Origin of the sequence: Bacillus aerolatus, from assembly GCF_009183655.1 — a bacterium.
GTDB classification, from domain to species: Bacteria; Bacillota; Bacilli; order Bacillales; family Domibacillaceae; genus Pseudobacillus; species Pseudobacillus aerolatus.
On sequence record NZ_WEIO01000003.1, the window covers coordinates 64626 to 89641 of the forward strand.

Here is a 25016-nt window from a genome sequence, read left to right on the forward strand (position 1 = left end):
AATACAAAGATATAGGAAAAAGGTGGAGGTTTTTTTGAAGAAATTTTCAATAGTGTTTTATATCCTCAGCATTATTGTTTTTTTAATCGCGGCCAATGTTTATTGGAAAGAGCGTACGACCTTTTCATCGGCTAGTACAGCAGCTTCTACTGCTCCCTCAGATTCCACCAACAACAGTCAGTCAGTAGATGACTTAACAAGAAAATGGCCAAGCGCTGCCAGGGAGGCTTTTTCTCAAACACGGGAAGCAGGCGTACCCTATAAAATCACCATTGCCGGCTCCTCCGCATTAGGTGCCGAAACAAATGGCTGGTCCACTGCCGTGAAAAAAGAACTGGACGATACATTCGGCCAGGCAGTAAAAGTGGACATTAAAGAATTCGACGGCACCTCGCTTGATTTTATGGAGTCAGATGTTCATGAAGCGATTATTCAATCGGCTCCCGATCTCATTCTCTATGAATCTTTTCTGTTAAAAGATAATGGTGTTGTTGACATGAATACTCATTCTGAACTGATTACTACATTTAATAAAGAGTTAAAATCTGCCAATGAACAAGCGGTTCTCATGTTGCAGCCGCCACACCCAATTTACAATGCTACTTTCTATCCTGCTCAAAAAGAAGACTTAAAAAAGTTTGCCCAGGACAACAGCTTGCGCTTTATCGACCACTGGAACGCTTGGCCGGATGTGAAAGATGAAAAAACGACTGAATTACTCTCTGAAGACCAATCTACTCCAAACGAGAAAGGCCACAAAATTTGGGCGGATTATTTGTCAAAAGAATTAATAGCGGAATAAAAAATACATGGCCATAAAAAACTGCACCCCAATTGTTAGTGGTGTCTAACAATTGGGGTGCAGTTCAGAGCCGTGTATTTTTTATTCTATATCCAAATGTTTTTTGAAAATAGATGATACCCTTTCTTTTTCTTCATCCGATACTAAGTAATAATAGACGCCGCCGATTTTCTTGTTGCTGCCTTCGACTTCCTCCTGCTTAATATTGTGTCTGGCAGGCGCATAGTTTTTTTGGATAGCCATCATTTCATCGATGGACAAATTCGTTTGAACGTTTTTTTCCACGACTCCTAACATGCCATTGTATTTCCGGACGGATTGAGCACTCGCTCCTTTGTCAATGATGCCTTGAATCACTTGGCGCTGCCGAGCTTGTCTGCCGAAGTCTCCCTGCGGATCTTCATATCTCATTCGTGAATACTTCAACGCTTCTTCCCCATTCAACTTGATCGTGTCTTTAGGAAAGTCTTCTCCCTCATAAGAAAAAGCAAATGTATTATTAACAGTGATTCCCCCGACCGCATCCACAATATCTTTAAACCCGTCCATGTTCATTTCAATGTAGTAATCTACCGGAACATCAAGAAATTCTTCTACCGTTTTCGCCGCCATATTGACGCCGCCAAACGCATACGCATGATTAATTTTATCTTCTTTGCCTTTGCCGACAATATCCACACGCGTATCGCGGGGAATACTCAACATTTCCACTGAATTCTCCTGCCCATTCACAGACAGCAAAATCATCGTATCCGAACGCCCTTTATCCCCTTCCCGCTCATCCACTCCTAAAAGCAGCACAGTGAACGGCATGTTATCTTTTAACGACACTTCTTTCTCACGCTTCTCCGACTTCTCAAGCGCCGACTCATTTACCATGTTCTTTAGTGCACTATTGAAGGAAGAATACACATTGAATGCGAAGCCCGCCCCCACAACTATAAGTAACAACAAAATCGTTAATATAATCTTCTTCTTACCCTTTCTCTTTGGCGACCTTCTTCTTCGTTCCATGCTGTAGACTCCTTTTGTCTCATTCGTAGTGAAAAACTTTCTTCTTTCTTTTTAGAATAGCATGGATTTTGGAATGAGCAAGAAGCGTATGTTATTTCGGACAATTCTTTAAATCTGGAGTTTCATACGGAGAGAACAAATGAGCGGCCAATATTACGTACTTGATCTTCAACAGGACAAAACTCTATTTGTCCTCCATTGTAGATCTTTATAATAACGAAGTCAGATCGTTGCCTGCAATAATTTGAACTTGTCGATGGACACCATGAAAAAAGCGGAACGTGAACGGCCCCCTCTTGCATAGTGATCAAGGGTTCCAGTACACATCCCTCCAATATAACAACCTGTTTAAAAGATACAAGATGAACGTTAAGGCAAACTGCTTGGATAACGCCTGTATGGAAAGTTTCTTCAACCATTTTAAAACAGAAATTTTTCTCTTTATTCTTTATGAACGTTCTTTCACTTTTGCTCTTGAACGATCAACTGAAGCCTCTCGGGCAGCTCTTGAACATGTTTCTTAGCAGAAACACTCACTTCATTCCCACGTTCATACCCAAAAGCTAGTATTTGTTTAAATAATTCTTTCTTCTCCTGTTCACTCACTGCTTCTCTCTCCTACCCTTAGAATCATATTCAATTGATTTATTTAAACGGTATTTCCTTCTCACCATTCTGCTCCAGACAAACAAAGCAAGAGCCGCACTAATTGAATCTAATAAGACATCAGCGATAGAACCCGTTCGTCCTGGAACAAGCGATTGGTGAAATTCATCCGTCGCTGCATACACAGTCGTCAGCAGCCAAGCAAAGAGAAATCTCTTCTTCCGAAACACGAAAGTAAATAAAATAGCAAGGAAACCAAACACCATTACATGAGTAGCCTTACGAATGAGGAAGTTAACCACTTTCGCTTGTTCGTCATTTAAATCAAGCAATTGTTGAAAGATGCTTAACGTATTTGAACCAGCAGAAGATGGAGAGGCAGTAAACAAGAAGATAAGGAAACACCATGCGACTGGTACAAAAACTAAGAAGTAGTCCTTTTTCATGTTAAACCCTTTAATCTGCGTATTTCTTCACGCTAAAAAAAGGGGACTGACCCGTAATGATGAGTCAGTCCCCGATAAAAAAGATGTCTGTTTAAAAAATGAGCAAAAAGCATTAATTACATGATTCTGATTTTCTACTGCCAAAAGGAAGACATCACTCCGCAGTAAACACTTTTTGCAGGAACTCTTTTGAGTTGTATCACCGCTGCGATAAAGCGCTGGGAACAGGCAGAGAGGACATCTTTCACTCGGCAGACCCTTAATAGTCAACCGTTTGGAACATTTACTCAAATCTCAACGCTTTGCTCGGATTCATTCTCGCTGCTTTCAATGCTGGATAAATGCCAAACAAGGTGCCGACAGCGAGTGAGGAATATAACGCAAGCTTGACCCCCCATAGCGGCAACACAAGAGAAAAGATGAAAATGTTATTGTTCCACAGTTCAATAAAGACGTAGCCTAGTCCTATGCCAATGACTCCGCCAAGCAAACAAAGCAGGAGCGTTTCAAAGAAAAACTGTACCATCACTTCAAATGTCGTAGCGCCCAGCGCTTTACGAATCCCAATTTCCCGCGTCCGCTCCCTGACAGACATTACCATGACATTCATGATACCCGTTCCACTGATCAAGAGTGCCGTCACGGTGATCCCCACGAGCATGACTTGTAAAATCGTTGTTACTTTATCAAGCGCCTTGAGCATCTGTTCTTGCTTCACTACGCTGAAATCAATTTCCTTGTGATTTTCTTTAATCGCAGCAAACACATCGCTATCGACTTGGTCGATTACGGAGGTGCTTTTAGCTTCGACAATCATTTTATTCAAATTTTTCATATCTGTCTCTTGCAGTGCTGTTTCGATCGGCATGATGACATTGTTGTCAGTGCTTGCACCAAGTGTCGCATTCGGCGCCAGTACGCCAATCACCTTGTACTTCATGTCATTGATGACCACTTCTTTGCCGACAAGTGAAGCTTCCTTCTTTTCAGCAACTACCATTTGAGCGGTTAACGAAGAAAAAATCCGCTTCCACCACGGCTCGGGTGTGGCTTTTACCGGTGCGCTATTTTCCTGTGGTACACTTTCTTTCCCAAGCAGTCCGTCATGAATGTTGCTTCCTAAAACAATCACTCTTGCTTTCTCTTTCTGTTCTTCTTTCGTAAAAAAACGTCCTTCTACGAGTTCCGCGTGCTGCACCCGGCTATATTGATCCGTGCTGCCGACTAGTACAGACTGCAGCCTTTTTACATCCTTTCCTTCTCCCATTCGCACAGTCGTGACCGTTTCCAAATGAGGTGTCACTGAGCGGACATTTTCCACTTTTTCCACTGCTTTGGCGTCGTCATATGTCAGCGTACTCGGCACACTCGTTAAACCGCTCAAAAAATCCTTTTGGCCGCTTGCTGTATCGAGAACCCGTCCAGGGATAACTAAAATTTGCTCAGCCCCTAGCCCGCCCATCTGCTTCAACAGCGTATCTTTGACGCCAATGGAAATCGATATCAGCACAATAACCGCAAACATACCGATCACAACACCCATCATCGCAAACAGGACCCGTAAACGATTCGCCCACAACCCAAACCACGCCAGCTTAAATCCCGTAAGCAGCTTCATTGGCCATCTCCCTCAACATGCCATTCTGCAACAGCAAAGTCCGTTCCGCCCGCTTCGCCACTTCGATATCATGCGTGATCATCACAACCGTAGCACCATTTTTATGTACGCGGTCGATTAACTGCAGGACACTTTCTGTCGTCCCTTCATCGAGGCTTCCAGTCGGTTCATCGGCTAAAATCAAGCTCGGCTCATTGATGAGCGCCCGTGCAATCGCTACCCGTTGCTTTTCCCCGCCGGATAAGCGGCTTGGCTTTTGACTCTTTTTATTCGATAATCCCACTTCTTCCAGCATGTTAAGCACCTTTGCTTTCTTTCCAACCCACTTTTTCCGGCCATACGTAAGCGGCAGCAGTACATTTTGATACACAGACAAATTAGGAATGAGCTGAAAATTCTGAAACACAAACCCAATTTCTTTGTTTCTCAGCGCCGCCCGTTTGCCTTTTCCCATTTTATGAACCGCCTGTCCAGCCAGCTCATACTCGCCGCCATCAAGCACATCGAGCGTGCCAAGCAAATTCAGCAGCGTACTCTTTCCCGAACCGGACTTCCCCATGATCGCCACATACTCACCTTGCCCGATTTGCAAATTTACGCCGCGTAAAACCGGCACCTTCTCTCCTCCTGAACGGTAAAACTTCTTTGCCTCGCGCAATTCAATCATCTAATAACCTCCAAACTAACGGAATATTGTTTCACTCGGACTCTACGTATCTAAAGATAAATTTTTTATTTAACTTCAAAAGCCCGTGATCATACGGAGTTAATCCAGTACAATCACGGGTTTTTAAATGGATACTTACATAAAAATAAAAAACTTCTTCAAAATCAATTTCATTTTTTATTTTCGCTTCTTTGTCGACCCACTCGCTTCCACAAATAAAACAGCACATAAAGAGCAAGCGCAATTGCCTCTCCAATCAAATCCAAAAACACATCATCAAGAAGCAGCATCCATCCACCTGTCTGTAGCTGGTGTAACTCACCAAACGCTGCATACACACCAGTTGCCTGCGAGTACAATCAGCCCAACGCTTAATCGGTCTCTACAGCAAGTAACGTGAAACAGAGCTACAACCAATAAACCAAACAAAAACAAGTGAGCCAACTTGCGGATAAAAAACTCGATAAAAGGGTAACTTTTAACCTTTATATCATCTTATTTTCGAAGCCAATATGGCCAGGATTTCTTTGTAACCATTATTATAAGAATCAGAAACTGCTGAAAAGGATTTACTATTCCTAGTTGTGCTGGGACCCGAGTACAAATCTACTGCTTCTTCAGACAATGGAAACTGTTTTGCCAAATCAGAATATACATGTTTTATTCTATCCGAACCAAGAAATGTCCACCAACCTATCGTAAAAGTTCCTGACAACTCATATGGACCGTACCCATTATTTTGGATTGTTGCATAATCCCATCTATAAACTCCATTATAGCCATCCATAAAGTTATTCAACTTATAATAAGGTGTAGTATTATCTGGAGCAATAAGAACCTTGTCAAAAAATTGTTTTTCTAAACCTCTATGGATTTTTAAAAATAATTCTCTTTGTTCCGACTCCTTTGGATACGCACCAATAAAGCTTTCTATCCACAATGGGAAACGGTGAGAATGAGATGAGTCGGCTGCTATGTTCTTAATTGTTTTTATTTCACTGATATCTTTTTTATTACCATATCCAGCATATAAGTAATCCGGATGGTCACTCCATACGCCGGGTTGGAATAGCCACCTTCCTTCTTTATCAAATTTACTCTCTTTTTGAAACACTAAATAGCTTATTCTTAAAATATCGTTAAGTATGGGTTCGTCACTAAAGTAGTTACTTAAATCCGCAGCAATCGCAAATGTAAAGAACTCTTCATCGACAAAGGCTCTATAATAGCTATTATCTACATTTTTGTTTTCTAGTTTCCATAATACTCGCTGCCGCATTCCGCCTTGGAAGTCTTCCCTCTCCCATTGCCATGCAGGAATTTCTATCCACAATCTCTCGATTTCACTCAATAAATAATTAGCTAAATAATTAACGTGATCTTTATCAGTACTCCTACTATCCGCTAACAGAATGTATCTGCTAATTAAATAATAGTAATGCAGTGTAGATAGCCTTTTATTTTCTATATTGACGTCAACTTCTTCATTTCCATTGACCGCAAAGCGATCAAAATGTTCTTCAAAGTCATTTATTATCTTCTTGTCAGAAGATTGATAGGCGTAATGGAGGGGAACCATAAGAAAATGACCAGCATCATAGAAATCACGTTCAGACTTTAATTCTTCTTGTAAATAAGCACGTATTGTATCATTCCATAACTTTTTTTCTCTATTATTCAATTTTAAAGAATACTTTTGATTATCATTATTTTTGTTAAAGATAGTTACACAAGTAACGCAGGTGACTATAACGGAAGATAACAAAATTAAAATTATTAATTTCTTCATCACACTATTTATTCCTTTTTATTTTGAACTTTAACAGATTAGCTATTATCTGTGAACACTCCCGACTATGAGATTACACGCCAGTAGTTGCTTCACAAGACGTATTCATATAGACAATAATTTGTTATATTCTTGAGTGCTTATCCATGCGTTAGCAAGTGCTTCGGCAAGTTGACGTGTAAAAGAAAGAAAAGAAATAAGACTTCGACCTTAACGAATGAGAATACATAAATGTTTCTTTATTTGTAATCTTTAACCAATAATCGAAGTCTCTCGAGAAGAAAGAGCAGAAGTAATAAACACAAAGATAGGAAAACATCGTATAATAAAGCAGCATAATAAAAATGGGACTTTCTTATATTAACCCTCTAACATAAATATTCTTTATGACAAAAAAGGAGACTGACCCTTTATACGAGTCAGTCCCTGGTTAAAAAGGTAAAAAGGCAACTAATTAAAACATAAACAAAAAACGATGATTATATAATTCTAACCTTCTATGATTGAAAAGGACATTAACAGTAGTCAAAGCAGTCAAACTCCTCATAAGCTGCCGGCTTTAACTTTCACCGTTTCCTTAACCTTATCAATCACTCTTTGCTGCTGCTCTTCAGTCATATTCGATCCTGAAGGAAGACATAAGCCATTTTTAAACAACTCATCCGAAACGCTTCTTCCCTCTCCATGAGAGTAATATGCAGTTCCTTCAAATAACGGCTGCAAATGGAGCGGCTTCCATACTGGCCGTGCTTCTATATTCTCCTCTGCTAATGCTTCAATTAACTCAATGGGCGACACGCCTAATTTCTCTCGATCGACCGTTAAGGTTGTCAGCCAGCGGTTATGCAATGTGCCTTTCAACTCAGGCATAAACTCAAAACCATCTATTTCGCCAAACGCTTCCATGTAATGTTTAAAAATAGCTCGTCTTGCTGCCACTCGCTCATCGAGCACTTCTAACTGCGCCCGGCCAACTCCTGCTAAAATATTGCTCATCCGATAATTATAACCCACTTCACTATGCTGATAATGAGGCGCTGGATCACGCGCCTGGGTCGCCAAAAAGCGCGCCTTGTGCAATGCTTCCTTATCATTCGAAACAAGCATACCGCCGCCGGACGTTGTAATAATTTTATTCCCGTTAAAAGAAAACACACCAAACTTGCCAAACGTGCCGCTTTTCTTCCCCTTATACTCGGCTCCAAGCGACTCCGCCGCATCTTCAATAACCGGAACACCGTAACGATCACAAATCGCCAGCAACTCATCCATCTTTGCGCTTTGACCGTATAAATTTACAACAATCACCGCTTTTGGCAGCCAGCCTTCTTGCTCCGCGTCAATGAATGCCCGTTCCAGCGCATCAGGCGACATATTCCATGTTTTCGGCTCCGAATCAATAAATATCGGCTCTGCTCCTTCATACACAATAGGGTTTGCACTCGCCACAAACGTTAGCGTTGAACAAAACACCCGGTCTCTTGCCTGCACATCAAGCAGTTGTAACGCCAGGTGAATCGCAGCCGTTCCCGAACTCAGCGCCGCTGCACCCTTTACACCAACATACGCTGCCAATTCCTTCTCAAACCCATCCACATTCGGACCGAGCGGCGCAATCCAGTTCGTTTCAAACGCAGCATTTATGTAATTCTGTTCCCGCCCGCTCATATGCGGGGGAGAAAGAAAAATCCTTGGTAGTTGGGGCACAATCATCTCTCCTTCTTTCATATATAATATACGCTATATTTGTTTCTTTTTAACTGAACCGAAAAGTTAAGCAGCCTAAATTACCCTTGCCGGAGCCCCCACAGCCGTAATTTCTTGCGGCAAATCACCAATCACTACAGAACCAGCTCCCACAACCGACCATGGTCCAATCGTCTTGCCAGGAATCACAACTGCCCCAGCTCCAATATGAGTGCCTGTTCCTACTGTGACATTTCCTGTGAGAGTAACATTCGGTGAGATATGAGAGAAATCTCCAATTCGATTATCATGCTCAACAACAGCAGCAGTATTAATAATCGTATGTTGACCGATAACAGCAGCAGCATTAATGACAGCATTAGGCATTACGACCGTGCCATCTTTTATCAAAGCCGATGGACTAACAATAGCAGAAGGATGAATAAGTACAGCAAAGTGGGCATTTTTAGAGGCTAACCTTTCTACAATTTGCTTCCTAACCCGATTATTCCCGATAGCAACAATAAAATGTACCTCTTTCTCTTCTTGCATGAGTTTAAATGCGTAAGAAATAGGGGCTAAAATCACTTTATCACTTTTTTGGGAAATTGTGTATTTATCATCCAATAAAGCAACTAGCTTGTACTCTGCCTCTGCTTTGATTATATCTTGAACAACCTTGCTGTGTCCGCCTTCACCAATAACTACGATTGCCTTCATCTCTCTACACGCCTTTCGAGCCTTTAAACTTCTCCATCGTTACATGCCCTGTTTGACTAATTCCTTCTGACTTAAACACCTTTAATACTGTCATAAATAATATTTTAATGTCTAGCCAAAAGGAGCGGTTATCTACATACCATACATCCAACTTAAACTTATCTTCCCAAGAAATCGCATTGCGCCCATTCACCTGCGCCCATCCGGTAATACCTGGGCGCACTTCATGCCTGCGTGCTTGTTCTGATGTATATAACTCCAAATACTCCATCAATAAAGGTCTCGGACCGACTAAACTAATATCACCCTTCAATACATTAAACAACTGCGGCAATTCATCCAAACTCAGCTTCCTAAGTAGCTGACCGAAAGGTGTTAACCTTGCATAATCCGGTAGCAATTCCCCATTTTCATCTTTCTCGTCAGTCATAGTCCGAAATTTATACACAAAAAAAGGCTTACCATATAGTCCAGGGCGCTTTTGCTTAAAGATAATGGGTGAACCAAGTTTTATACGAATTAGAAACGCAGTAATTAAAATAATGGGAGATAAAATTACGAAACCGATAAAAGAGAATGTGAAATCAAATAATCGTTTCATTCACTTCATTTCCTTTGTATCTGCAAGCATAATTTTCTCTAGTCTTTCAGAAAGAAGAGCCCAATTGTGTTCTTTTTCTACATAAAGTCGAGCTTTTTGCCCCAGTTGATGGAGGTCTTCTTTAGAAGCAGTCATTAAAACTTTAGCTAACTCTGTAGAAAAATTATTTTTTATGACATAACCACCGCCTGCTTTTTCGACAGGAGTATCATCTAAATTACAAAGAAGAGCCACTGGTAAAGAGGCTCCCATGTAATCAAAGAGCTTGTTTGGACTTATTCCCCATTTAAAAACAGGAGAGTCCTTCAACGGCAGTAACCCAATATCACATTGAGAGAGCAAGGCGGGTATACATTCTTTGGGTAACGGATCGACAAAATCTAAATTTGATATATTTTCCTTATGTTTTCTTTCTATAAGTCGTTTCTTTTCTGGTCCATTTCCCACTAATAGAAAATGTACTGAAGGTTTACTTTCTTTTAAAATCTTAGCAGAATCAAGAATAGCATCTAAATTATTAGCAAGACCATGAGTACCCGTATAAACGGCAAGAACACGATCTTTATTTTTTTCTAAAATCTGCTTAACTTCGCTTGGCAACTCTTCTACAGCGTCTAACCGTTTAAGGTCAATTCCATTTGGTAAATATAATACTTTTTCTTTTTTGATACCTTTATTTGTTACATAACCAACCGCTTTATCAAATAAAACAATAATTCTTTTAGATTTACGATAGAGGAACTTTTCCATTGATGCCAATCCATAGATTACTGGATTTCTCGCTGTGACTTTCCCTAAATCGATTAGCGTTTGCGGCCATAAATCCCTTTCTTCAAAATAAAATGTTGATTTCTTTTTTTTCGAAGTCAAGTAACCAACATAGGCAGCTAAAGGATGTACTAATGAGCCTATTACTATGTCAGGCTGCTGGTCGATATTCTTAGCAATTTTGTATGCTCTTCTACTATATGAAATCATATTAAATACTCTGTTGATATCATTTTTATGATAAGGAGTTGTCCTAATCCAAATAAATTCAATCCCGTCATAATTTTTTTTAACAAACAGTTGCTTATTGTCCATCAAATGCTCTTCATGTAATGTTTGATGATTATAGGAAGAAGCAAAAATAGTCACCTTGTGTCCTTTAGCAATTAATTGCTTTGCTAAGTCATAATGGCGGGTTCCTCCGCTTGATCCAGGCCCAATTGCGTAGTGGTTAAAAATCCATATATTCACCTTAAAACCTCACTCTTGATTTCTTAGTAATTGATCAGCCGGCACGTCTCTCACTTTTTTTGCCGGTGAACCAACAACCAGTTCTTCTGTTTGTATGTCTTTTGTTACTACACTTGCTGCTGCTGCCGCTCCATCTTCATGAATTACTTTCCCTGGAAGAATCGTTGCGTTCGCTCCAATGCGGCCGCCGTCTTTAATGGTTACACCTTTAAATTTATCAAACCGTTCCTTGCTTCTTCCCATATAATTATCATTAGTCGTAACAACACACGGAGCGACAAATACATAATCACCGAGCTCAGAATAAGCGGTAATATAGCAATTAGTTTCAAGCTTACACCGCTTCCCCACTTTGCAGTCATTTTCAACGGCGACTCCGCGGCCGACAATCGTCCGTTCCCCAATCGTTACCCGCTCACGAATAGTGGCTAAGTCTGCGATGAACACTTCATCACCAATTTCCGCATTCGCATAAATAATAGCTGAGGTTCCGATCGTCACACCCGATCCAATGACGGCCGGTGGAAGCTGTTTCGTTTCTGGCAAAATAGATGCTTTTGCCCGTGTTGGCTGTTTTCCGATAACGACATTATCTTGAATAATGACGTTGCTCCCGATTCGAGTTCCCTCATATATAACAACGTTGTTGCCAATGACCACATTGTCCCCAAAAGTAATACCTTCACCTACAACGACATTTTGACCTACACTTATCGTCGCTTTCATTATTCATCTCTCCTTAAAAAAGCCGCCTGTATGAACGGGCGGCTTTTTTTATCCAAAGTATTTAATAATTTCTTTAGTAATTTTCTCTGATGCTTTACCATCACCATAAAGTTGCTTAGAATAATCTGTTGGTTTAAAGTCCTGTATAATAGCAGCCAGGTCTTCTTTTAATGGGGCAACTAAGCGGTTACACCCGGCTTCCACTGTTTCCACCCATTCTGTTTCGGGACGCAAAGTCAGACAGGGTACTTTTGCAAAATAGGCTTCCTTTTGTACACCACCTGAATCCGTCACAATGGCTTTCGCATACTTTTCAAGCAGCAGCATTTCTAGATAAGAAACAGGCTCAATCACTTGTAAATTGCTCCCCACCCCAGTTAATTCACTTAATCCGTATTCATCGAGCCTGTGCTTCGTTCTTGGATGAAGCGGCAAAATGACAGTTTCATCAAGGTTCGCGAACGCTTTAAAAATGGCAGTCAATTTTTCCTTTGAGTCCGTATTATCCGCACGATGAATGGTCGCAAGAGTATATCTCTTTTCTTCTACACCAAACTGCTCAAGGTTGTATTTTTCTTCCGCAATCGCTGTATTGTACAAGACCGCATCATACATGACATCACCGACATTCACAACATTCTCGGTAATGTTTTCATTCTTAAGGTTTTGCACAGCTGTTTCAGTCGGCGGGAATAGCAATGTAGATACATGATCCGTTATTACACGGTTTATTTCTTCTGGCATTTTTTTATTAAAGCTCCTAAGTCCCGCTTCAATATGAATAAGCGGAATGTGAAGCTTGCTTGCGGCAAGTGCACCAGCAAGCGTTGAATTCGTATCTCCGTATACAAGCACTGCATCTGGCTTCTCTTTAAAGACAACTTCTTCAATCGCCGCAAGCATGTCTCCCGTCTGTTTACCGTGCGAAGCCGAGCCTATGCCTAAATCATAATCTGGCTTCGGTATATTCAGTTCATGGAAGAAAACCCCGGCCATATTGTAATCATAGTGCTGGCCTGTATTCACCAGCACTTCTGTTGCGTGTTTACGTAGTTCACGAGAAACAGGTGCTACTTTCACTAGTTGCGGCCGTGTCCCGGCAATTGTCAGTATCTTCATTTGTTCTTCCCTCACTTTGGTAAAACTCAATAATTTTTTCAATCACGTAGTCCTGATCTTCTTGTTTTAACTCTGGATACATCGGAAGGGAAATCGCTTCTTTCGCCGCTTTTTCAGTTTCTGGCAGGTCTCCTTCCTGATAACCGAGCTCTTTAAACACTGGTTGAACATGAAGCGGCATCGGATAATAAACCATTGTGGAAACTCCCTGCTCTTTCAAATATTGCTGGAGTCCGTCACGTTTCGGAACACGCAAGGTGTATTGATGGAAAACATGATAATTACCTTTTTTCTGAACAGGCGTCTGGAGGACTTCCTCTAACTTTTCATTGAGCTTGTCTGTGTAATAAGCTGCCCGTTCACGACGGGCATGAGACCATTTGTCCAAATGAGGAAACTTTACATTTAAAATCGCTGCCTGCAGTTCATCTAGGCGGCTGTTATAGCCGAGAACATGATGATAATACTTCGGCTTGCTTCCGTGAACACGGATGACACGTGCTTTTTCAGCAAGCTCTTCATTATTCGTGACAATCATACCTCCGTCACCATACGCACCTAAGTTTTTCGTTGGGAAGAAGCTATATGTAGCCGCTGTGCCAAGTTCCCCAACACTGTGACCGTTTTGCTTCGCGCCAATCGCCTGCGCGGCATCCTCTACAATAACAAGGTTATGTTTGTCGGCAATTTCCCTGATCGCTTCCATATCCGCCATTTGACCATATAAGTGAACAGGAATAATCGCTTTTGTCTTCTTCGTAATCACTGACTCAATTTTCGAAGGATCAATATTAAACGTAACCGGGTCAATATCGACATAAACAGGTACCGCGCCGGCACGGGCAATCGCCCCGCCCGTCGCAAAAAAAGTGAACGCTGTTGTAATCACTTCATCCCCTGTTTCTACACCCGCTGCCTGCAAAGCAATATGAATCGCATCACTGCCGTTCCCGACACCGATACCGTGATCAACGTTACTGTATTTCGCTATATCCGCTTCAAGCTGCTTTACATTGCTTCCTAAAATAAATTGAGAAGAAGACATCACCTCATCCATCTTGGCGATAACTTCTTCTCTCATTGATTGATATTGTTCAGATAGATCGAGCATTTGAATTTTCATAGTGAACTCCTTTTATATCTTTTTTATCAGAAAGACTTTTATAAGCTGCAATTAACTTCTTACTCTCGTTCTCCCAGTTATATTCTGCTTCTATAGCTTTGCGTCCGTTTTTCCCCATTCGTTCGGCTTCTTTAGGATGATCTATTAACCATTGGACGGCAAAAGCAATTTGTTCTGGTTTTAATGGGTCTACACAAATGCCACATTCATTTTTTTCGATAATCCCTTTCCAGAGCGGGAAATCAGATGCAATAACTGGAATGCCCGCTGCCATGTACTCAAACATTTTTACCGGTAGGGCATCCACATAGTTCAAGGTTGGGTGCAAAACCACCAACCCTACTTTTGATTTTTGATATACTTCTTTTACTTCATCACGACTCAAATAGCCTAATTCTTTTACCTTTGTCCAGCCATTCAATCTTGTTACTAACTCTCTTTCTGCAGAAACCGCAAATCTTCCGCCGAGAAGCATATGTATGTTATCTGTTAAACTCAGCGCCTTTACCATTTCACTAATGCCTCTTACAATCGTAATTCCGCCAACATAACAAATGGCATTTTCTTTACCTGCCCAAGCGCTACTTTTAATTTTCAGCTCTTCTAACAAAGGATAGTTATTAATGTCTTGAGCTTTGCATCTTAACCTTAAAAAACGATCTCTAATATGCGGAGTAGCAGCTAAAATGGCATCAAATTTTCTCGCAGCTCTATTTTCAAATTGCTCAAATAATTTCGAGACCAGTCTACGAACGTATATTGGCAACCACTCTTTTGTTAATATTTGCCTCGGGACATCTTCATGGACATCGTAAATTACTTTTTTACCGGCTTTTTTTAATTTCAAACCAACCGGGATGAGCTCCGGGTCGTGAAAGTGATATATATCCGCATCTACCTCCAAACCCTTTTGAAAAACCTTGTTAACCGTTTTTGTCATTCTCTTCAAACGGTTGCCTGTTTCTTTTATTACCCCATGTACTTGAACATCTTCAATAATAGAATCGGATGCACCCGGCACAACGAAATGCACCTCATAACCCGACTCTGCCAGCGAGCGGCATTCTTTAATAAAAATTCGTGTGTCTGTGTAGGAGTGTACAGATGTTAAATGACATATTTTCATTTTTTACTCCCTTTTATATTTTATTTCGTTAGCAAAAAAACTATTAGTCAACCAAAGCATCAAAACTGCAAACAAAATCCCGTGTGTCAGCAAGGATGTGAAAAATGCAGAATTAATTAACGACATTGCCGGAATCGCAAGAATCGACATTGATAAAAATGACGGCATTGAGACGGACACTGTATCGATTATTTTTAATAATATTGCAAGTAACAATGAAAATCCTAAAATTCCTATAACTCCAAAATTTAAATAAGCATCTCCAAAAAAGCCAACATTCGGAGCAAATTCTCGTTCAAAATAAGAAGTTGCAACTAATTGAACCGGAGTTGAATTATAAACATTATCGTTTAAAAAGCCCAAAAACGAATGTGAAAGTTTGAACTTTTCGATTCCTTGAAAGAAGTGATAGTAAATATAATGCAAATTACTCGGAACAAAAAATAACCGTCTGATAAAAATCGAGGCCATATAGAAGGAACCGGAAAAATTGTAGATAATCACACATACTGCTACTAATAGCGAAGAACCTAAAGAAATAACTAACAATAAATTATTTTTTAATTTAGTTTTTCCAAACAGATGAAACCCTATTAAAACTAAAGGTGCAAAAAGAAAACTTTTAAAATTTGTCATTGAAAATAAGAAGACTTGCAGCACTATAAAAATTCCTGCTAGTTTATAGTTTCGCTTATACATAGATACAGCTATTACTAACATGTTGATAACATGTGCCTGCCATGGGAGTAAATATGCCAGAACTTTATTGTTAGTATTTCCGTAAGCTTCTCGAACGCTATAAATCTCAGACAAATTTAAATTGATCCGGCTTAAACCGCCTTGCGCTATTAATAGTCCGTAAACAATGACTGTCATGCCGCCAACGATAAACATTATTAAATTTTTTCCTTCTTTAAGCCGCACCAAATGTATCTTTGAAAATAAACTTACTATCAAAATAATCAAGAACAAAGACAAACTAATCAAATAAATAAATGGACGCGGTTGATCTTGTAGCCAAAACAAAGAAGTTAAAGGAATAAACAATAATACAATTATTAAATAAATAACTATTTTGCTAGGTGCTTTCTTATGTTCGAGTAAAAAAATAGCAATTAGGAAAACAACTGAAGCCAGAATATATGACTCAAACATTTTCGGGTAAGATTTATATAAAATAAAACCCTCGTATGCAAAGATAGGATTGATAATCGCAACATAGCTATATTCCAAAAGAAATTTTAAAGTGGTTAAAAAAATGAATGTAATTATTTTTATTTTTATCATGTATAGCTCCAAACAACTAATGTATTAATTTAACTACGAATGTAACCTGCAGCCCGGCTAACCCTAAAAATAAAAAATAAATATACGATGTAAAAGAGAATTTCGTGTATCGAATACGCTAAAATCACTGCTTCTATATCTAAATAGGTAGAACTTATCCAGAGTACAGAAACCGTAGAAACCGCTCTTATTCCTTGAATGATGGAAAGTAACTTTACTTTCTGCTTAACGAAAAATACAACACTTAGTGGAGAAACAACAAATTTTGCATAATATCCAAAAGCCAAAATTTGAGATAACTCTCCTGCTTTCCGCCATTCTTCGCCAAATACAAGTGCAAATCCCCACGGTCCTGCGGTTACAAGAAGTAATACTGGGACGATGCCAATAACGGAGAGAAGTATAAGAACCTTTCTTAGTACATGGCCAAAGGGCTTCCCATCAGAATATAATTCAGCTATTTCACTTAAAAACACTTGTGCAACCGAAGTAGAGATTAACGAAATCGGTAAGACTGCTACCCGAATTGTTAAACTATAAAAACCGACAATTGCTTCCGAAAAGAAACGCATTAAAATAAAAACCGGCGCCTGTGCTGCCATATTGTCAAAAAAAGCAGATGTGCTATTATACAACGGGTAATGTCTATGTATTTTTGCTGTCTGTTTTAATGAATCGAATTGATAGTTTCGAAAGTCAAATAAAAAACTAAGCCTTTTGACGATGGTCTGATACACAACTGAAATGACATAACCTAGTACATTAGCCAAAATAAGCCCCACGGAATGAAGCCCTATTAAACCAAAAATAATAGAGCTTCCACTCGTCACAGAGCTACGGAGTACTTTCCCTTTAGAAAGCACTCCGAATTCTTTGTGCTTATTTAAATAGTAATTCAGTCCCTGCATAATCCCCATGGCAAGCAGGGTAACTGGAATATATATAAGAAGCGAGGATACTTTCTCTAATCCGAACATGCCAATAAATTGATCGTAGAAGATTTGTTCGGCTAACAATATCAATATGGTGAAAAATGTAGAGAGTATGACTACCACTTTAAATAATGCCTGACTCTCTTTTTCCAATTTTACGGTATTAATAGCAAATTCATATCTGCCTGTAGTGTAAACAATCAACAAAGAACATACAGAAAGATAGAAACTAAAATAGCCAAATTCTTCTGGGCTGTATATTCGCGTAAGAAATGGCGAAGCCGCGACATTAATAAATTGAGCAAGCAATGTAGCTGAAAACAAAGTTGCAAAGTTTTTAAGAAATCTATTAGAATTTAATCTATCTTTTATTCTCATCACAGGCACTTCCCTGGCTGTTTACAATTTTAAATATTTACTCTGTTCCGTTTCGCTATAAGTGTTTCTTGTATCGAATATGGCCTGCGACTTCCTCATGATTGTTTGGTAATCAAACGCGCTATGATTTGTAGCAATCACCGTTAAGTCAGCCTGCTCAAGCAGCTCTTCTGTCAAGTTTACCGTTTCATGTATTTTTCCCTTCAACTTAAATTCTTCAATGTGAGGATCAGAAACTGCCCAATCCGCTCCTGCTTGTGTCAACTTCCCTAGAATAGGCAACACCGGCGATTCCCGATAATCATCAATATCTTTCTTATAAGCAACACCTAAAACAAGTATTTTAGAACCTTTAAGAGCTTTTCCTTGTTTATTTAAAATTCCTGCACAACGCTGCACGACAAACTCTGGCATACTATCGTTAATTTCACCAGCAGTTTCAATCAATTTTGTATGGTAGTTGTACTCACGTGCTTTCCAAGTAAGATACCACGGATCGATCGGAATGCAGTGACCGCCAAGACCGGGACCTGGATAGAACGGCATAAATCCGTACGGTTTTGTTGCAGCTGCGTCGATCACTTCCCAGACGTCGATCTCCATTTTGTTGCAAAGAATTGCCATTTCATTAGCAAGGGCGATGTTAATGTTACGGAATGTGTTTTCAAGAAGTTTTTCCATTTCAGCAACAGCAGGACTAGATACTTCATGCACATCTCCTTCTAATACAGAACGATACATCGTTGCCGCTACGTTTGTACAAGTTTCTGTCATTCCGCCGACGACTTTCGGTGTATTCTTCGTATTAAATTTTTTGTTTCCCGGATCTACACGTTCCGGAGAATAAGCAAGAAAAAATTCCTCTCCACAGACGAATCCGGTTTCTTCAAGTATTGGTTTAATCAATTCTTCTGTAGTGCCGGGATAAGTCGTACTTTCCAAAACAACGAGCGTTCCTTTTTTAATATACTTGGCAATAGCTTTGGCAGAGTTTTGCACGTATTCCATGTTCGGCTGTTTATAAATATCGAGCGGTGTTGGTACACAGATCGCTAAAGCATCCACATTCCGAATAAATGAATAGTTAGAAGTAGCTTTTAATTTATTCGATTGAACCAATTCCTCGAGATCCGCTGTAATTACATCTCCAATGTAATTCTCTCCTCGATTGACTTTTTCCACTTTTTCCTGCTGTACATCAAAGCCGATGACATCATAGCCCGCTTTCGCTTTCTCAACCGCCAGCGGCAGGCCCACATATCCAAGCCCGACGACACCGATAGTTGCTGTCTTAGTTTCAAGTTTGGCAATTAGCTGTTCCGCTGTATTACTGATCGTTTGTGTTATCATGATCAATCTCCTTTACATACATACTTTGACAGGCTTCATATAGATTGGTTCGTTCCCGGCGGCCGATTCGTAAAAAGCAAGGACAAGCTCTAAAGCTCTTCTGCCATCTTCTCCGGTGACAGCCGGCTCTCTGTTTTCATTTACCGCTTCTATCATGTCTTCAATAATGCATTGGTGCCCAGGTTTCCCCCACGGATCGGCCTTTACTTTATTTAATATCTCTTCCGCCTCTTCTTCCGACATACCCTCGATGGTTAAGCATTCAAAATAAAGTGCATTCGCACCGCCGATTTTCACCGTGCCTTTTTCACCGAAAATCGTAATCGACTCTTCAAAGTTCCGCGGATACACTGTAGTGGACGCTTCCACCGTTCCAAGAGCCCCCGACTCAAATCGGATCACACCGGTTGATACATCTTCTGCTTCAATTTTTCGTAAGCGTGTCGCTTCCATGCTGAATATTTGTTCAGGCTGACCCATGAACCAAAGCAACAAATCCAAATTATGAATGGCCTGATTCATTAGCACTCCACCGTCATATTGCTTCGTGCCACGCCATAAAGCTTGGTCATAATATTCCTGATTTCGGTTCCAGTTGACAGTTGCATTGGCATGGCTGATTGTCCCCAGCAAACCTCTATTAAGAATTCCCCTCAGTTCCTGCACAACCGGGCGGAATCTGTTCGGGTGAACAACCGCCAGCTTAACACTGTTCTCTTTGCAGGCATAAATAATCCGGTCCGTTTCTTCCAAAGTCATCGCGATCGGTTTCTCCAAAATAATATGCTTACGTGCTCTAGCCGCTTCTTCTGCTAAAGGCGCATGGAGGCCGCTCGGCGTGCAAATGCAGACAATATCGATATCTTCTCTTTGCAGCATCTCTGAAAACTCGGTAAAAGCCTTTGCCTCATATGTATCTACGTAATATTCCATTGCTTTGGACACTTTATCGCACACAGCGACAAGTTTAGCCCCCTGTATATTCTCAATGGCTTGAGCATGTTTTTTCGCAATAAAGCCACACCCTACAATTGCAAAATTCATGATTAGACTCCTTCTTTCTATATTAATACTCCGCTGACTTCTCGCATCAACTGCTGCAGTTCGCCTTTCGCATTAGCAATCTCTACTAATTCCTCTTTTAGCAACCCATTGCTTTTCGCAGGCAAGCTGTTAATAAATTCCCAAAGCACCTCCCCTTCCACTTGTCCCGCTTTCCCAATGTGAATCTTTGGAAATACTTGATTTGGATGAACCTCGTTATTGTTAAGCAGCTCTTCGTACATTTTTTCGCCCGGGCGAATGCCTGAAAATTTGATGCCGATTTCTTCGATGCCATAGCCTGACAGTTTAATAAGGTTTTTGGCGAGGTCAACGATTTTGACAGGTTCGCCCATATCAAGGACGAAGATTTCTCCTCCTTTGGCGAGTGCGCCAGCCTGAATAACAAGCCTTGATGCTTCCGGGATGGTCATGAAGTATCGTGTCATATCGGGATGAGTAACGGTAACTGGGCCGCCTGCTTGTATTTGTTTTTTGAATAAAGGAATGACGCTGCCTCTTGACCCTAAGACGTTGCCGAAGCGGACCGCAACGAAGCTTGTTTCGCTTTCTTTGTCGAGCTGTTGGATAACCATTTCGGCGACGCGTTTTGTCGCGCCCATCACGTTCGTCGGGTTGACGGCTTTATCGGATGAAATTAAGACGAACTTTTTGACGCCAGCTGCACAGGCTGCTTCGGCTAAGTTTTTCGTGCCGAAAATGTTGTTTTTTACCGCCTCTTTCGGATTGTATTCCATGAGCGGTACATGCTTATGGGCAGCCGCATGATAAACAACGTCCGGCTTGTACTCTTGCATGACGCTGAGCATGCGCTCGCGATCTTGAATGTCACCGATAATCGGAATAATTTCAATCGACCCTTTATTGCGATTTCGCAGTTCCATATCAATTTGATAAATACTGTTTTCCCCATGGCCGACAAGAACAATTTTACCTGGCTGGAAGGTACCGATCTGGCGGCAAATTTCCGATCCAATCGATCCGCCAGCTCCTGTCACGAGGATGGTTCGGCCTTTAACATATTCGGAGATGCTTTCAATATTAAGTTCTACTGGATCACGCCCTAGTAAATCTTCCACTTGTACTTCGCGGAATTGGTTAACGGATACGCGGCCTGTTATGACATCTTCAATGAGTGGCATGATTTGAACTTTTGCACTCGTTTTCGCACATTGCTTATAAATATGTTGAGTTTCAGACCGTTTCAATGAGGGAATAGCGATAATAATGTGGTCGATTTGCCGTTCTTCCACTATTCTCGGTATGTCTGCCGTTTTCCCCTCTACTGTGACTCCGTGGATTTGCAGCCGCTGTTTGTTGCTATCATCGTCTACAAGTGCAACCGGACAGAAATCTACGTCGTTATGGTTAAGCAGCTGGCGGACGACCATGGATCCTCCTGAACCGGCCCCAACAATCAATGCTCGCTTTTTTTCTTCGTCCCCTGCAATAAAGTGGTCGCGGTACATGCGCCAAGAAAAACGGGAACCGCCGATTAAAAGAATGTGCAGCATCCACGTGACCAAGAGAACACGTATGTATATGTCTTGGAAAGCAGCCAGTTGAATAATAGCAGTTATGGCGATAGATAACGTGACTGCTTTGGCGATGGCGACCAGTTCACGGACACTCGCGTATTCCCACGCTTTCTGGTAGAGCTTGTAAAGGGCGGCGAACAAATGATGGCTCGCTAAAAGCGAAATCGAACTGATAAATAACGTGCTTGCATTATAAATATTCATGTACGGATGCAAAATGAAATAGCCGATATAAATAGAGAATAAAACGATAGCTGAATCAAGCCCGACTAACAGCGACAGCCTTTTTTGATACGTCAATTGCATTCACCCCTTAATGTATGAACTTTAAATTAAAAATGACTGTTTTATGTAAAAAACAGCTAATAGAAAACCACTTCGCAAAATGGGCTTTTATTAACTGTTTTTCTTTTAATGTTGGCTTAAAAGAAGTTTATAAAAGCTACGAACATAAATGTTCATAAATTAATTGGGCATCTAACCCGTCCTCACGCTGCACTACTGACGACTTGCGTCTAAGGCCGAGGAATTCCATCCAGACCCACAGTACAGCCGAGTGCCTCCATTGATAAAGGTTAGGAGGCATTACCATTTTTGTTCATAATTTTACTTTATATGTATAAATACCTATATTTATCCATGTTTTTTAGTTAAAAAAATAAGCTGGATTTGATCCTGCTGTTTAAGAATTTAAAAAATACCTAGAATCTTCTTTTTTTTACGAATTTTCTCCGGAGGTTCTTTATATAAATGATTTCCCTCAATAATTAACTCTGCATTCTCCTGAAAATAGTAAACATAGTCATCCCCCATCTTTTCTGCCATCCGCGCGTAGGCATCGGCCATTTTGAATGTACGAGTATGCGTATTATGAGCATCAGACGCCAGCAAGTGAGTCAATTGGGCATCAATGAGTTGTTCGGTAAATAACTGGATTTTTTTCCCGAAATGCCCTGTATAAGACGACGCAGTAATTTGGGTGGCTGCTCCGTTTTTAACAAGTGAGTACAACCTGTCAGGGTGCTGGATTAATTCCTGGTTGCGCTCCGGATGAACGATCACGGGAAGCAGCCCGTTCATTTGAATGTCATAGAAGAGCTGTTCCGTGTAGTGGGGAACAGAGCCGGAAGGAAATTCAATAAAGATATAGGAAGAAGTTCCGGCGATTGTCAGAAGTTCATCTTTTTCATAGTCTTCTAACAGTTCCCCATAGATTCTTATCTCCTGTCCCGGCAGCACATCCACATTTATACCGGCTTTTGTCAGCTCTTTATTTAAAGCGGCAACACTCGTTACGATCTCTGCTTTTACATTTTCATATGCGCCATTTTTATGATGAGGCGTGGCCACAATGGCGGATATTCCCTGTTTTTCCGCTTCTTTTGCCATAGCAATGCTCGCTGGGCTGGTATCGGCTCCATCATCCAGCCCATGTAATATGTGGCAATGAAGGTCTATCATGCTATCACCTACCTTTTTTTCACTTGACAAACAGGGAAAAAAATAACATAATTATCTTACGAATATAGGTGTCGTTTTACCCACCTAATTCCTTTGATGACTCTTAACAGGTTATTTATTACCGTAATAATAGTAATAACTTGACTCTTTCAATTTATGGTTATTTAATACAACACCAAGCGGTTTAGCTTTAGCTGACTGCAGCAACTCTTTTGCTTTTATAGCACCGTCGGCTTCTGTTTTTCCGCTGTTTACGACGAGTATGGTACCGTCACACTGATTGGCCAGCACTTGCGCATCCGTTACAGCCAGCACCGGTGGTGTATCAAAAATGACCAAATCGTACAAGCTGTAAGCTTCATTAAGAAACTGTTCCATTATCCGAGAGCCTAATAATTCGGCGGGGTTAGGCGGGATCGGCCCGGAAAGCAGCACATCCAGCCCATTTACATCCGTTTCTACTACTGCTACAGAGAGACTTTTTTGCTTGGCTAAGACATTCGTTAATCCAATCGTATTCGTTAAATTAAAAGTATATTGCATCGTTGGCTTGCGCATATCAGCATCCACCAGCAGTACACTCTTCCCTTGCTGAGCAAAAACAATCGCCAAGTTGGCTGCCGTTGTTGACTTCCCTTCACCAGGGCCTGCAGAGGTGATCAGCAGAGAACGGATTGCTTGATCGACTGACGAAAATATAATGTTTGTGCGAATCGTTCGGTATTGCTCGGAAATTGGTGATTTCGGATCAGTTTTAGCGATAAGTTTTCGCTGCGTCTGACCGGGAGCTTCATTTCTCTTTTTCTTAAGAACCAATGGTTTCACCTCTTACTGTTGCTTTCTGTGTTGCGGGAACAGTGCTTTTTCCTTTATTTTGTACATCGATAACTGTTACGCTGCCGAGTACCGGAAGACCGAGTAGCTTTTCAACGTCCTGCTCGGATTTAATGGTGTTATCCATGTATTCAAGCAGAAAAGCGAGACCGACACCTGTCATTAATCCGACAACGAGTGCGATAGCAATATTTAAGAGCGGTTTCGGCTTTACGGGTGCTGCCCCCTCTTTTGCTTCAGCTTGGGCCAAAATGCTGACATTATCGACATTCATAATTTTGACGATTTCACTTTGAAACACACGGGCTGTTTCATTTGCAATGTCCGCCGCTATTGTTGGGTCTTCATCCCGTACGGCCACATTCACGACCTGTGAATCTTTTTCACTTTGCACTGTAATTTTTTCGTTTAACCCGGCCGCCGTCATATCTAAATCAAGATTTTGAGCGACTTTGTCAAGAATAGCCGGACTTTTAATAATGACATTGTATGTATTGATTAACTGCAGGTTTGTCTGTACCTCAGCCGGATTATACAGTTGCTGCTCTGATTTTGCCTGATTCACAAGCAGCTGAGTCGATGTCTGGTAAATAGGAGTAAGAACGAAATAACTGATGAGTCCGCTAATTAAAGCGGCTGTAAACGTAATGAGCACTATTAGTTTTAATCGCTTTTTTAATGTATCTGCTAGTTCTCGCAAGCTGATGGTTTCTTCCATAAAATCCTCCTAAATAAATGTCGAAAAGGTATTATTTGACGAAATTGTAGCATACTGAATATTAACTTTCAGAGAAATTAAGCATAATTATCATAAGTTTAACACTCTTGTAATATTTTGTATTAAAATTACAAAACTATTAAACAATTTTCACAAAGCAAAACAGCCAAAAGA

General features: G+C 40.6%; 24 protein-coding genes and 1 pseudogene. 2 read left to right on the forward strand and 23 right to left on the reverse strand.

The genetic code is table 11. The features are described 5' to 3' along the window. The first annotated feature begins 34 nt into the window (after nt 1-34). A complete protein-coding gene (locus tag F9802_RS06445) occupies nt 35-802 on the forward strand; it encodes an SGNH/GDSL hydrolase family protein (protein WP_152150351.1) in 768 nt (255 codons plus the stop codon). A gap of 81 nt (nt 803-883) precedes the next feature. On the opposite strand, the gene F9802_RS06450 is transcribed toward F9802_RS06445, so the two are convergent. From F9802_RS06450 to F9802_RS06465, 5 genes are all read right to left on the reverse strand, one after another. After that, entirely contained in the window at nt 884-1816 is a 933-nt protein-coding gene (locus F9802_RS06450) for an LCP family glycopolymer transferase (RefSeq protein WP_152150352.1), read from the reverse strand. Nucleotides 1817-2278: 462 nt separating this feature from the next. Further along, complete coding sequence (locus tag F9802_RS19550) at nt 2279-2422, reverse strand: hypothetical protein (protein WP_191991783.1); 144 nt, start codon at nt 2420-2422, stop codon at nt 2279-2281. After that, the gene (locus F9802_RS06455) at nt 2419-2868 is read right to left on the reverse strand and encodes a VanZ family protein (protein ID WP_152150353.1); all 450 of its coding nucleotides are present in this window, start codon (nt 2866-2868) and stop codon (nt 2419-2421) included. Before F9802_RS06455 ends, F9802_RS19550 begins: the two co-directional genes overlap by 4 nt. 283 nt (nt 2869-3151) lie before the next feature. Continuing rightward, the gene (locus F9802_RS06460) at nt 3152-4486 is read right to left on the reverse strand and encodes an ABC transporter permease (protein WP_152150354.1); all 1335 of its coding nucleotides are present in this window, start codon (nt 4484-4486) and stop codon (nt 3152-3154) included. Beyond that, a complete protein-coding gene (locus F9802_RS06465; RefSeq protein WP_152150355.1) occupies nt 4464-5153 on the reverse strand; it encodes an ABC transporter ATP-binding protein in 690 nt (229 codons plus the stop codon). Before F9802_RS06465 ends, F9802_RS06460 begins: the two co-directional genes overlap by 23 nt. 127 nt (nt 5154-5280) lie before the next feature. Between F9802_RS06465 and F9802_RS19915 the strand changes: the two genes are divergently transcribed. Next, the gene (locus F9802_RS19915; RefSeq protein ID WP_152150356.1) at nt 5281-5553 is read left to right on the forward strand and encodes a hypothetical protein; all 273 of its coding nucleotides are present in this window, start codon (nt 5281-5283) and stop codon (nt 5551-5553) included. On the opposite strand, the pseudogene F9802_RS20205 reads toward F9802_RS19915, so the two are convergent. The 18 genes and pseudogenes from F9802_RS20205 to F9802_RS06555 form a co-directional block, all read right to left on the reverse strand. Next, nucleotides 5553-5597, reverse strand: a pseudogene (locus F9802_RS20205) (hypothetical protein); the annotation flags it as partial. The gene F9802_RS19915 and the pseudogene F9802_RS20205 sit on opposite strands and share 1 nt — an antisense overlap. 46 nt (nt 5598-5643) lie before the next feature. Beyond that, nucleotides 5644-6945: a hypothetical protein gene (locus F9802_RS06475; RefSeq protein ID WP_152150357.1), complete on the reverse strand. Its 1302-nt coding sequence runs from the start codon at nt 6943-6945 to the stop codon at nt 5644-5646. 540 nt (nt 6946-7485) lie between these two features. After that, a complete protein-coding gene (locus F9802_RS06480; protein WP_225435230.1) occupies nt 7486-8610 on the reverse strand; it encodes a DegT/DnrJ/EryC1/StrS family aminotransferase in 1125 nt (374 codons plus the stop codon). A 114-nt stretch (nt 8611-8724) separates the two neighbouring features. Next, nucleotides 8725-9348: an acetyltransferase gene (locus F9802_RS06485; RefSeq protein WP_152150358.1), complete on the reverse strand. Its 624-nt coding sequence runs from the start codon at nt 9346-9348 to the stop codon at nt 8725-8727. Nucleotides 9349-9352: 4 nt separating this feature from the next. Continuing rightward, entirely contained in the window at nt 9353-9949 is a 597-nt protein-coding gene (locus F9802_RS06490; protein WP_152150359.1) for a sugar transferase, read from the reverse strand. Continuing rightward, nucleotides 9950-11188, reverse strand: coding sequence for a glycosyltransferase family 4 protein (locus F9802_RS06495; RefSeq protein WP_152150360.1), 1239 nt, complete (start codon nt 11186-11188; stop codon nt 9950-9952). Nucleotides 11189-11197: 9 nt separating this feature from the next. Next, nucleotides 11198-11914, reverse strand: a complete 717-nt coding sequence (locus tag F9802_RS06500; RefSeq protein ID WP_152150361.1) for an acyltransferase — start codon at nt 11912-11914, stop codon at nt 11198-11200. 48 nt (nt 11915-11962) lie between these two features. Then, entirely contained in the window at nt 11963-13033 is a 1071-nt protein-coding gene (wecB, locus tag F9802_RS06505) for a non-hydrolyzing UDP-N-acetylglucosamine 2-epimerase (RefSeq protein WP_152150362.1), read from the reverse strand. Continuing rightward, nucleotides 12969-14156, reverse strand: a complete 1188-nt coding sequence (locus F9802_RS06510) for a DegT/DnrJ/EryC1/StrS family aminotransferase (RefSeq protein ID WP_152150363.1) — start codon at nt 14154-14156, stop codon at nt 12969-12971. Before F9802_RS06510 ends, wecB begins: the two co-directional genes overlap by 65 nt. Beyond that, on the reverse strand, nt 14128-15282 hold the full coding sequence (locus tag F9802_RS06515; RefSeq protein ID WP_152150364.1) for a glycosyltransferase family 4 protein: 1155 nt from the start codon (nt 15280-15282) through the stop codon (nt 14128-14130). The genes F9802_RS06510 and F9802_RS06515 overlap by 29 nt, the downstream gene beginning before the upstream one ends. Before the next feature lie 3 nt (nt 15283-15285). Next, nucleotides 15286-16569, reverse strand: a complete 1284-nt coding sequence (locus F9802_RS06520) for an oligosaccharide repeat unit polymerase (RefSeq protein ID WP_152150365.1) — start codon at nt 16567-16569, stop codon at nt 15286-15288. A 29-nt stretch (nt 16570-16598) separates the two neighbouring features. Beyond that, nucleotides 16599-17879, reverse strand: a complete 1281-nt coding sequence (locus tag F9802_RS06525; RefSeq protein ID WP_152150366.1) for a lipopolysaccharide biosynthesis protein — start codon at nt 17877-17879, stop codon at nt 16599-16601. Nucleotides 17880-17900: 21 nt separating this feature from the next. Further along, complete coding sequence (locus tag F9802_RS06530) at nt 17901-19229, reverse strand: nucleotide sugar dehydrogenase (RefSeq protein WP_152150367.1); 1329 nt, start codon at nt 19227-19229, stop codon at nt 17901-17903. A gap of 12 nt (nt 19230-19241) precedes the next feature. Then, a complete protein-coding gene (locus F9802_RS06535) occupies nt 19242-20273 on the reverse strand; it encodes a Gfo/Idh/MocA family protein (protein WP_152150368.1) in 1032 nt (343 codons plus the stop codon). Nucleotides 20274-20290: 17 nt separating this feature from the next. After that, on the reverse strand, nt 20291-22129 hold the full coding sequence (locus F9802_RS06540; protein WP_152150369.1) for a polysaccharide biosynthesis protein: 1839 nt from the start codon (nt 22127-22129) through the stop codon (nt 20291-20293). Between the two features lie 390 nt (nt 22130-22519). Beyond that, nucleotides 22520-23290: a tyrosine-protein phosphatase gene (locus F9802_RS06545; protein ID WP_152150370.1), complete on the reverse strand. Its 771-nt coding sequence runs from the start codon at nt 23288-23290 to the stop codon at nt 22520-22522. Between the two features lie 111 nt (nt 23291-23401). Then, entirely contained in the window at nt 23402-24106 is a 705-nt protein-coding gene (locus tag F9802_RS06550) for a CpsD/CapB family tyrosine-protein kinase (protein WP_152150371.1), read from the reverse strand. Continuing rightward, nucleotides 24096-24842 (reverse strand): YveK family protein, encoded by a 747-nt coding sequence (locus F9802_RS06555; protein ID WP_152150372.1) that lies wholly within the window; start codon nt 24840-24842, stop codon nt 24096-24098. The genes F9802_RS06550 and F9802_RS06555 overlap by 11 nt, the downstream gene beginning before the upstream one ends. Between the last annotated feature and the right edge of the window lie 174 nt (nt 24843-25016).

What these genes read in the sequence shown, in the direction of transcription:
- F9802_RS06455 (WP_152150353.1), bottom strand. Translation starts at nt 2,868, where the DNA reads ATGAAAAAGGACTACTTCTTAGTTTTTGTACCAGTCGCATGGTGTTTC.
- F9802_RS06535 (WP_152150368.1), bottom strand. Translation starts at nt 20,273, where the DNA reads ATGAATTTTGCAATTGTAGGGTGTGGCTTTATTGCGAAAAAACATGCT.
- F9802_RS06525 (WP_152150366.1), bottom strand. Translation starts at nt 17,879, where the DNA reads ATGAGAATAAAAGATAGATTAAATTCTAATAGATTTCTTAAAAACTTT.
- F9802_RS06485 (WP_152150358.1), bottom strand. Translation starts at nt 9,348, where the DNA reads ATGAAGGCAATCGTAGTTATTGGTGAAGGCGGACACAGCAAGGTTGTT.
- F9802_RS06465 (WP_152150355.1), bottom strand. Translation starts at nt 5,153, where the DNA reads ATGATTGAATTGCGCGAGGCAAAGAAGTTTTACCGTTCAGGAGGAGAG.
- F9802_RS06500 (WP_152150361.1), bottom strand. Translation starts at nt 11,914, where the DNA reads ATGAAAGCGACGATAAGTGTAGGTCAAAATGTCGTTGTAGGTGAAGGT.
- F9802_RS06555 (WP_152150372.1), bottom strand. Translation starts at nt 24,842, where the DNA reads ATGGAAGAAACCATCAGCTTGCGAGAACTAGCAGATACATTAAAAAAG.
- F9802_RS06480 (WP_225435230.1), bottom strand. Translation starts at nt 8,610, where the DNA reads ATGAGCGGGCGGGAACAGAATTACATAAATGCTGCGTTTGAAACGAAC.
- F9802_RS06450 (WP_152150352.1), bottom strand. Translation starts at nt 1,816, where the DNA reads ATGGAACGAAGAAGAAGGTCGCCAAAGAGAAAGGGTAAGAAGAAGATT.
- F9802_RS19915 (WP_152150356.1), top strand. Translation starts at nt 5,281, where the DNA reads ATGGATACTTACATAAAAATAAAAAACTTCTTCAAAATCAATTTCATT.
- F9802_RS06490 (WP_152150359.1), bottom strand. Translation starts at nt 9,949, where the DNA reads ATGAAACGATTATTTGATTTCACATTCTCTTTTATCGGTTTCGTAATT.
- F9802_RS06510 (WP_152150363.1), bottom strand. Translation starts at nt 14,156, where the DNA reads ATGAAAATTCAAATGCTCGATCTATCTGAACAATATCAATCAATGAGA.
- F9802_RS06530 (WP_152150367.1), bottom strand. Translation starts at nt 19,229, where the DNA reads ATGATAACACAAACGATCAGTAATACAGCGGAACAGCTAATTGCCAAA.
- F9802_RS06515 (WP_152150364.1), bottom strand. Translation starts at nt 15,282, where the DNA reads ATGAAAATATGTCATTTAACATCTGTACACTCCTACACAGACACACGA.
- F9802_RS06460 (WP_152150354.1), bottom strand. Translation starts at nt 4,486, where the DNA reads ATGAAGCTGCTTACGGGATTTAAGCTGGCGTGGTTTGGGTTGTGGGCG.
- F9802_RS06520 (WP_152150365.1), bottom strand. Translation starts at nt 16,569, where the DNA reads ATGATAAAAATAAAAATAATTACATTCATTTTTTTAACCACTTTAAAA.
- F9802_RS06545 (WP_152150370.1), bottom strand. Translation starts at nt 23,290, where the DNA reads ATGATAGACCTTCATTGCCACATATTACATGGGCTGGATGATGGAGCC.
- wecB (WP_152150362.1), bottom strand. Translation starts at nt 13,033, where the DNA reads ATGAAGATACTGACAATTGCCGGGACACGGCCGCAACTAGTGAAAGTA.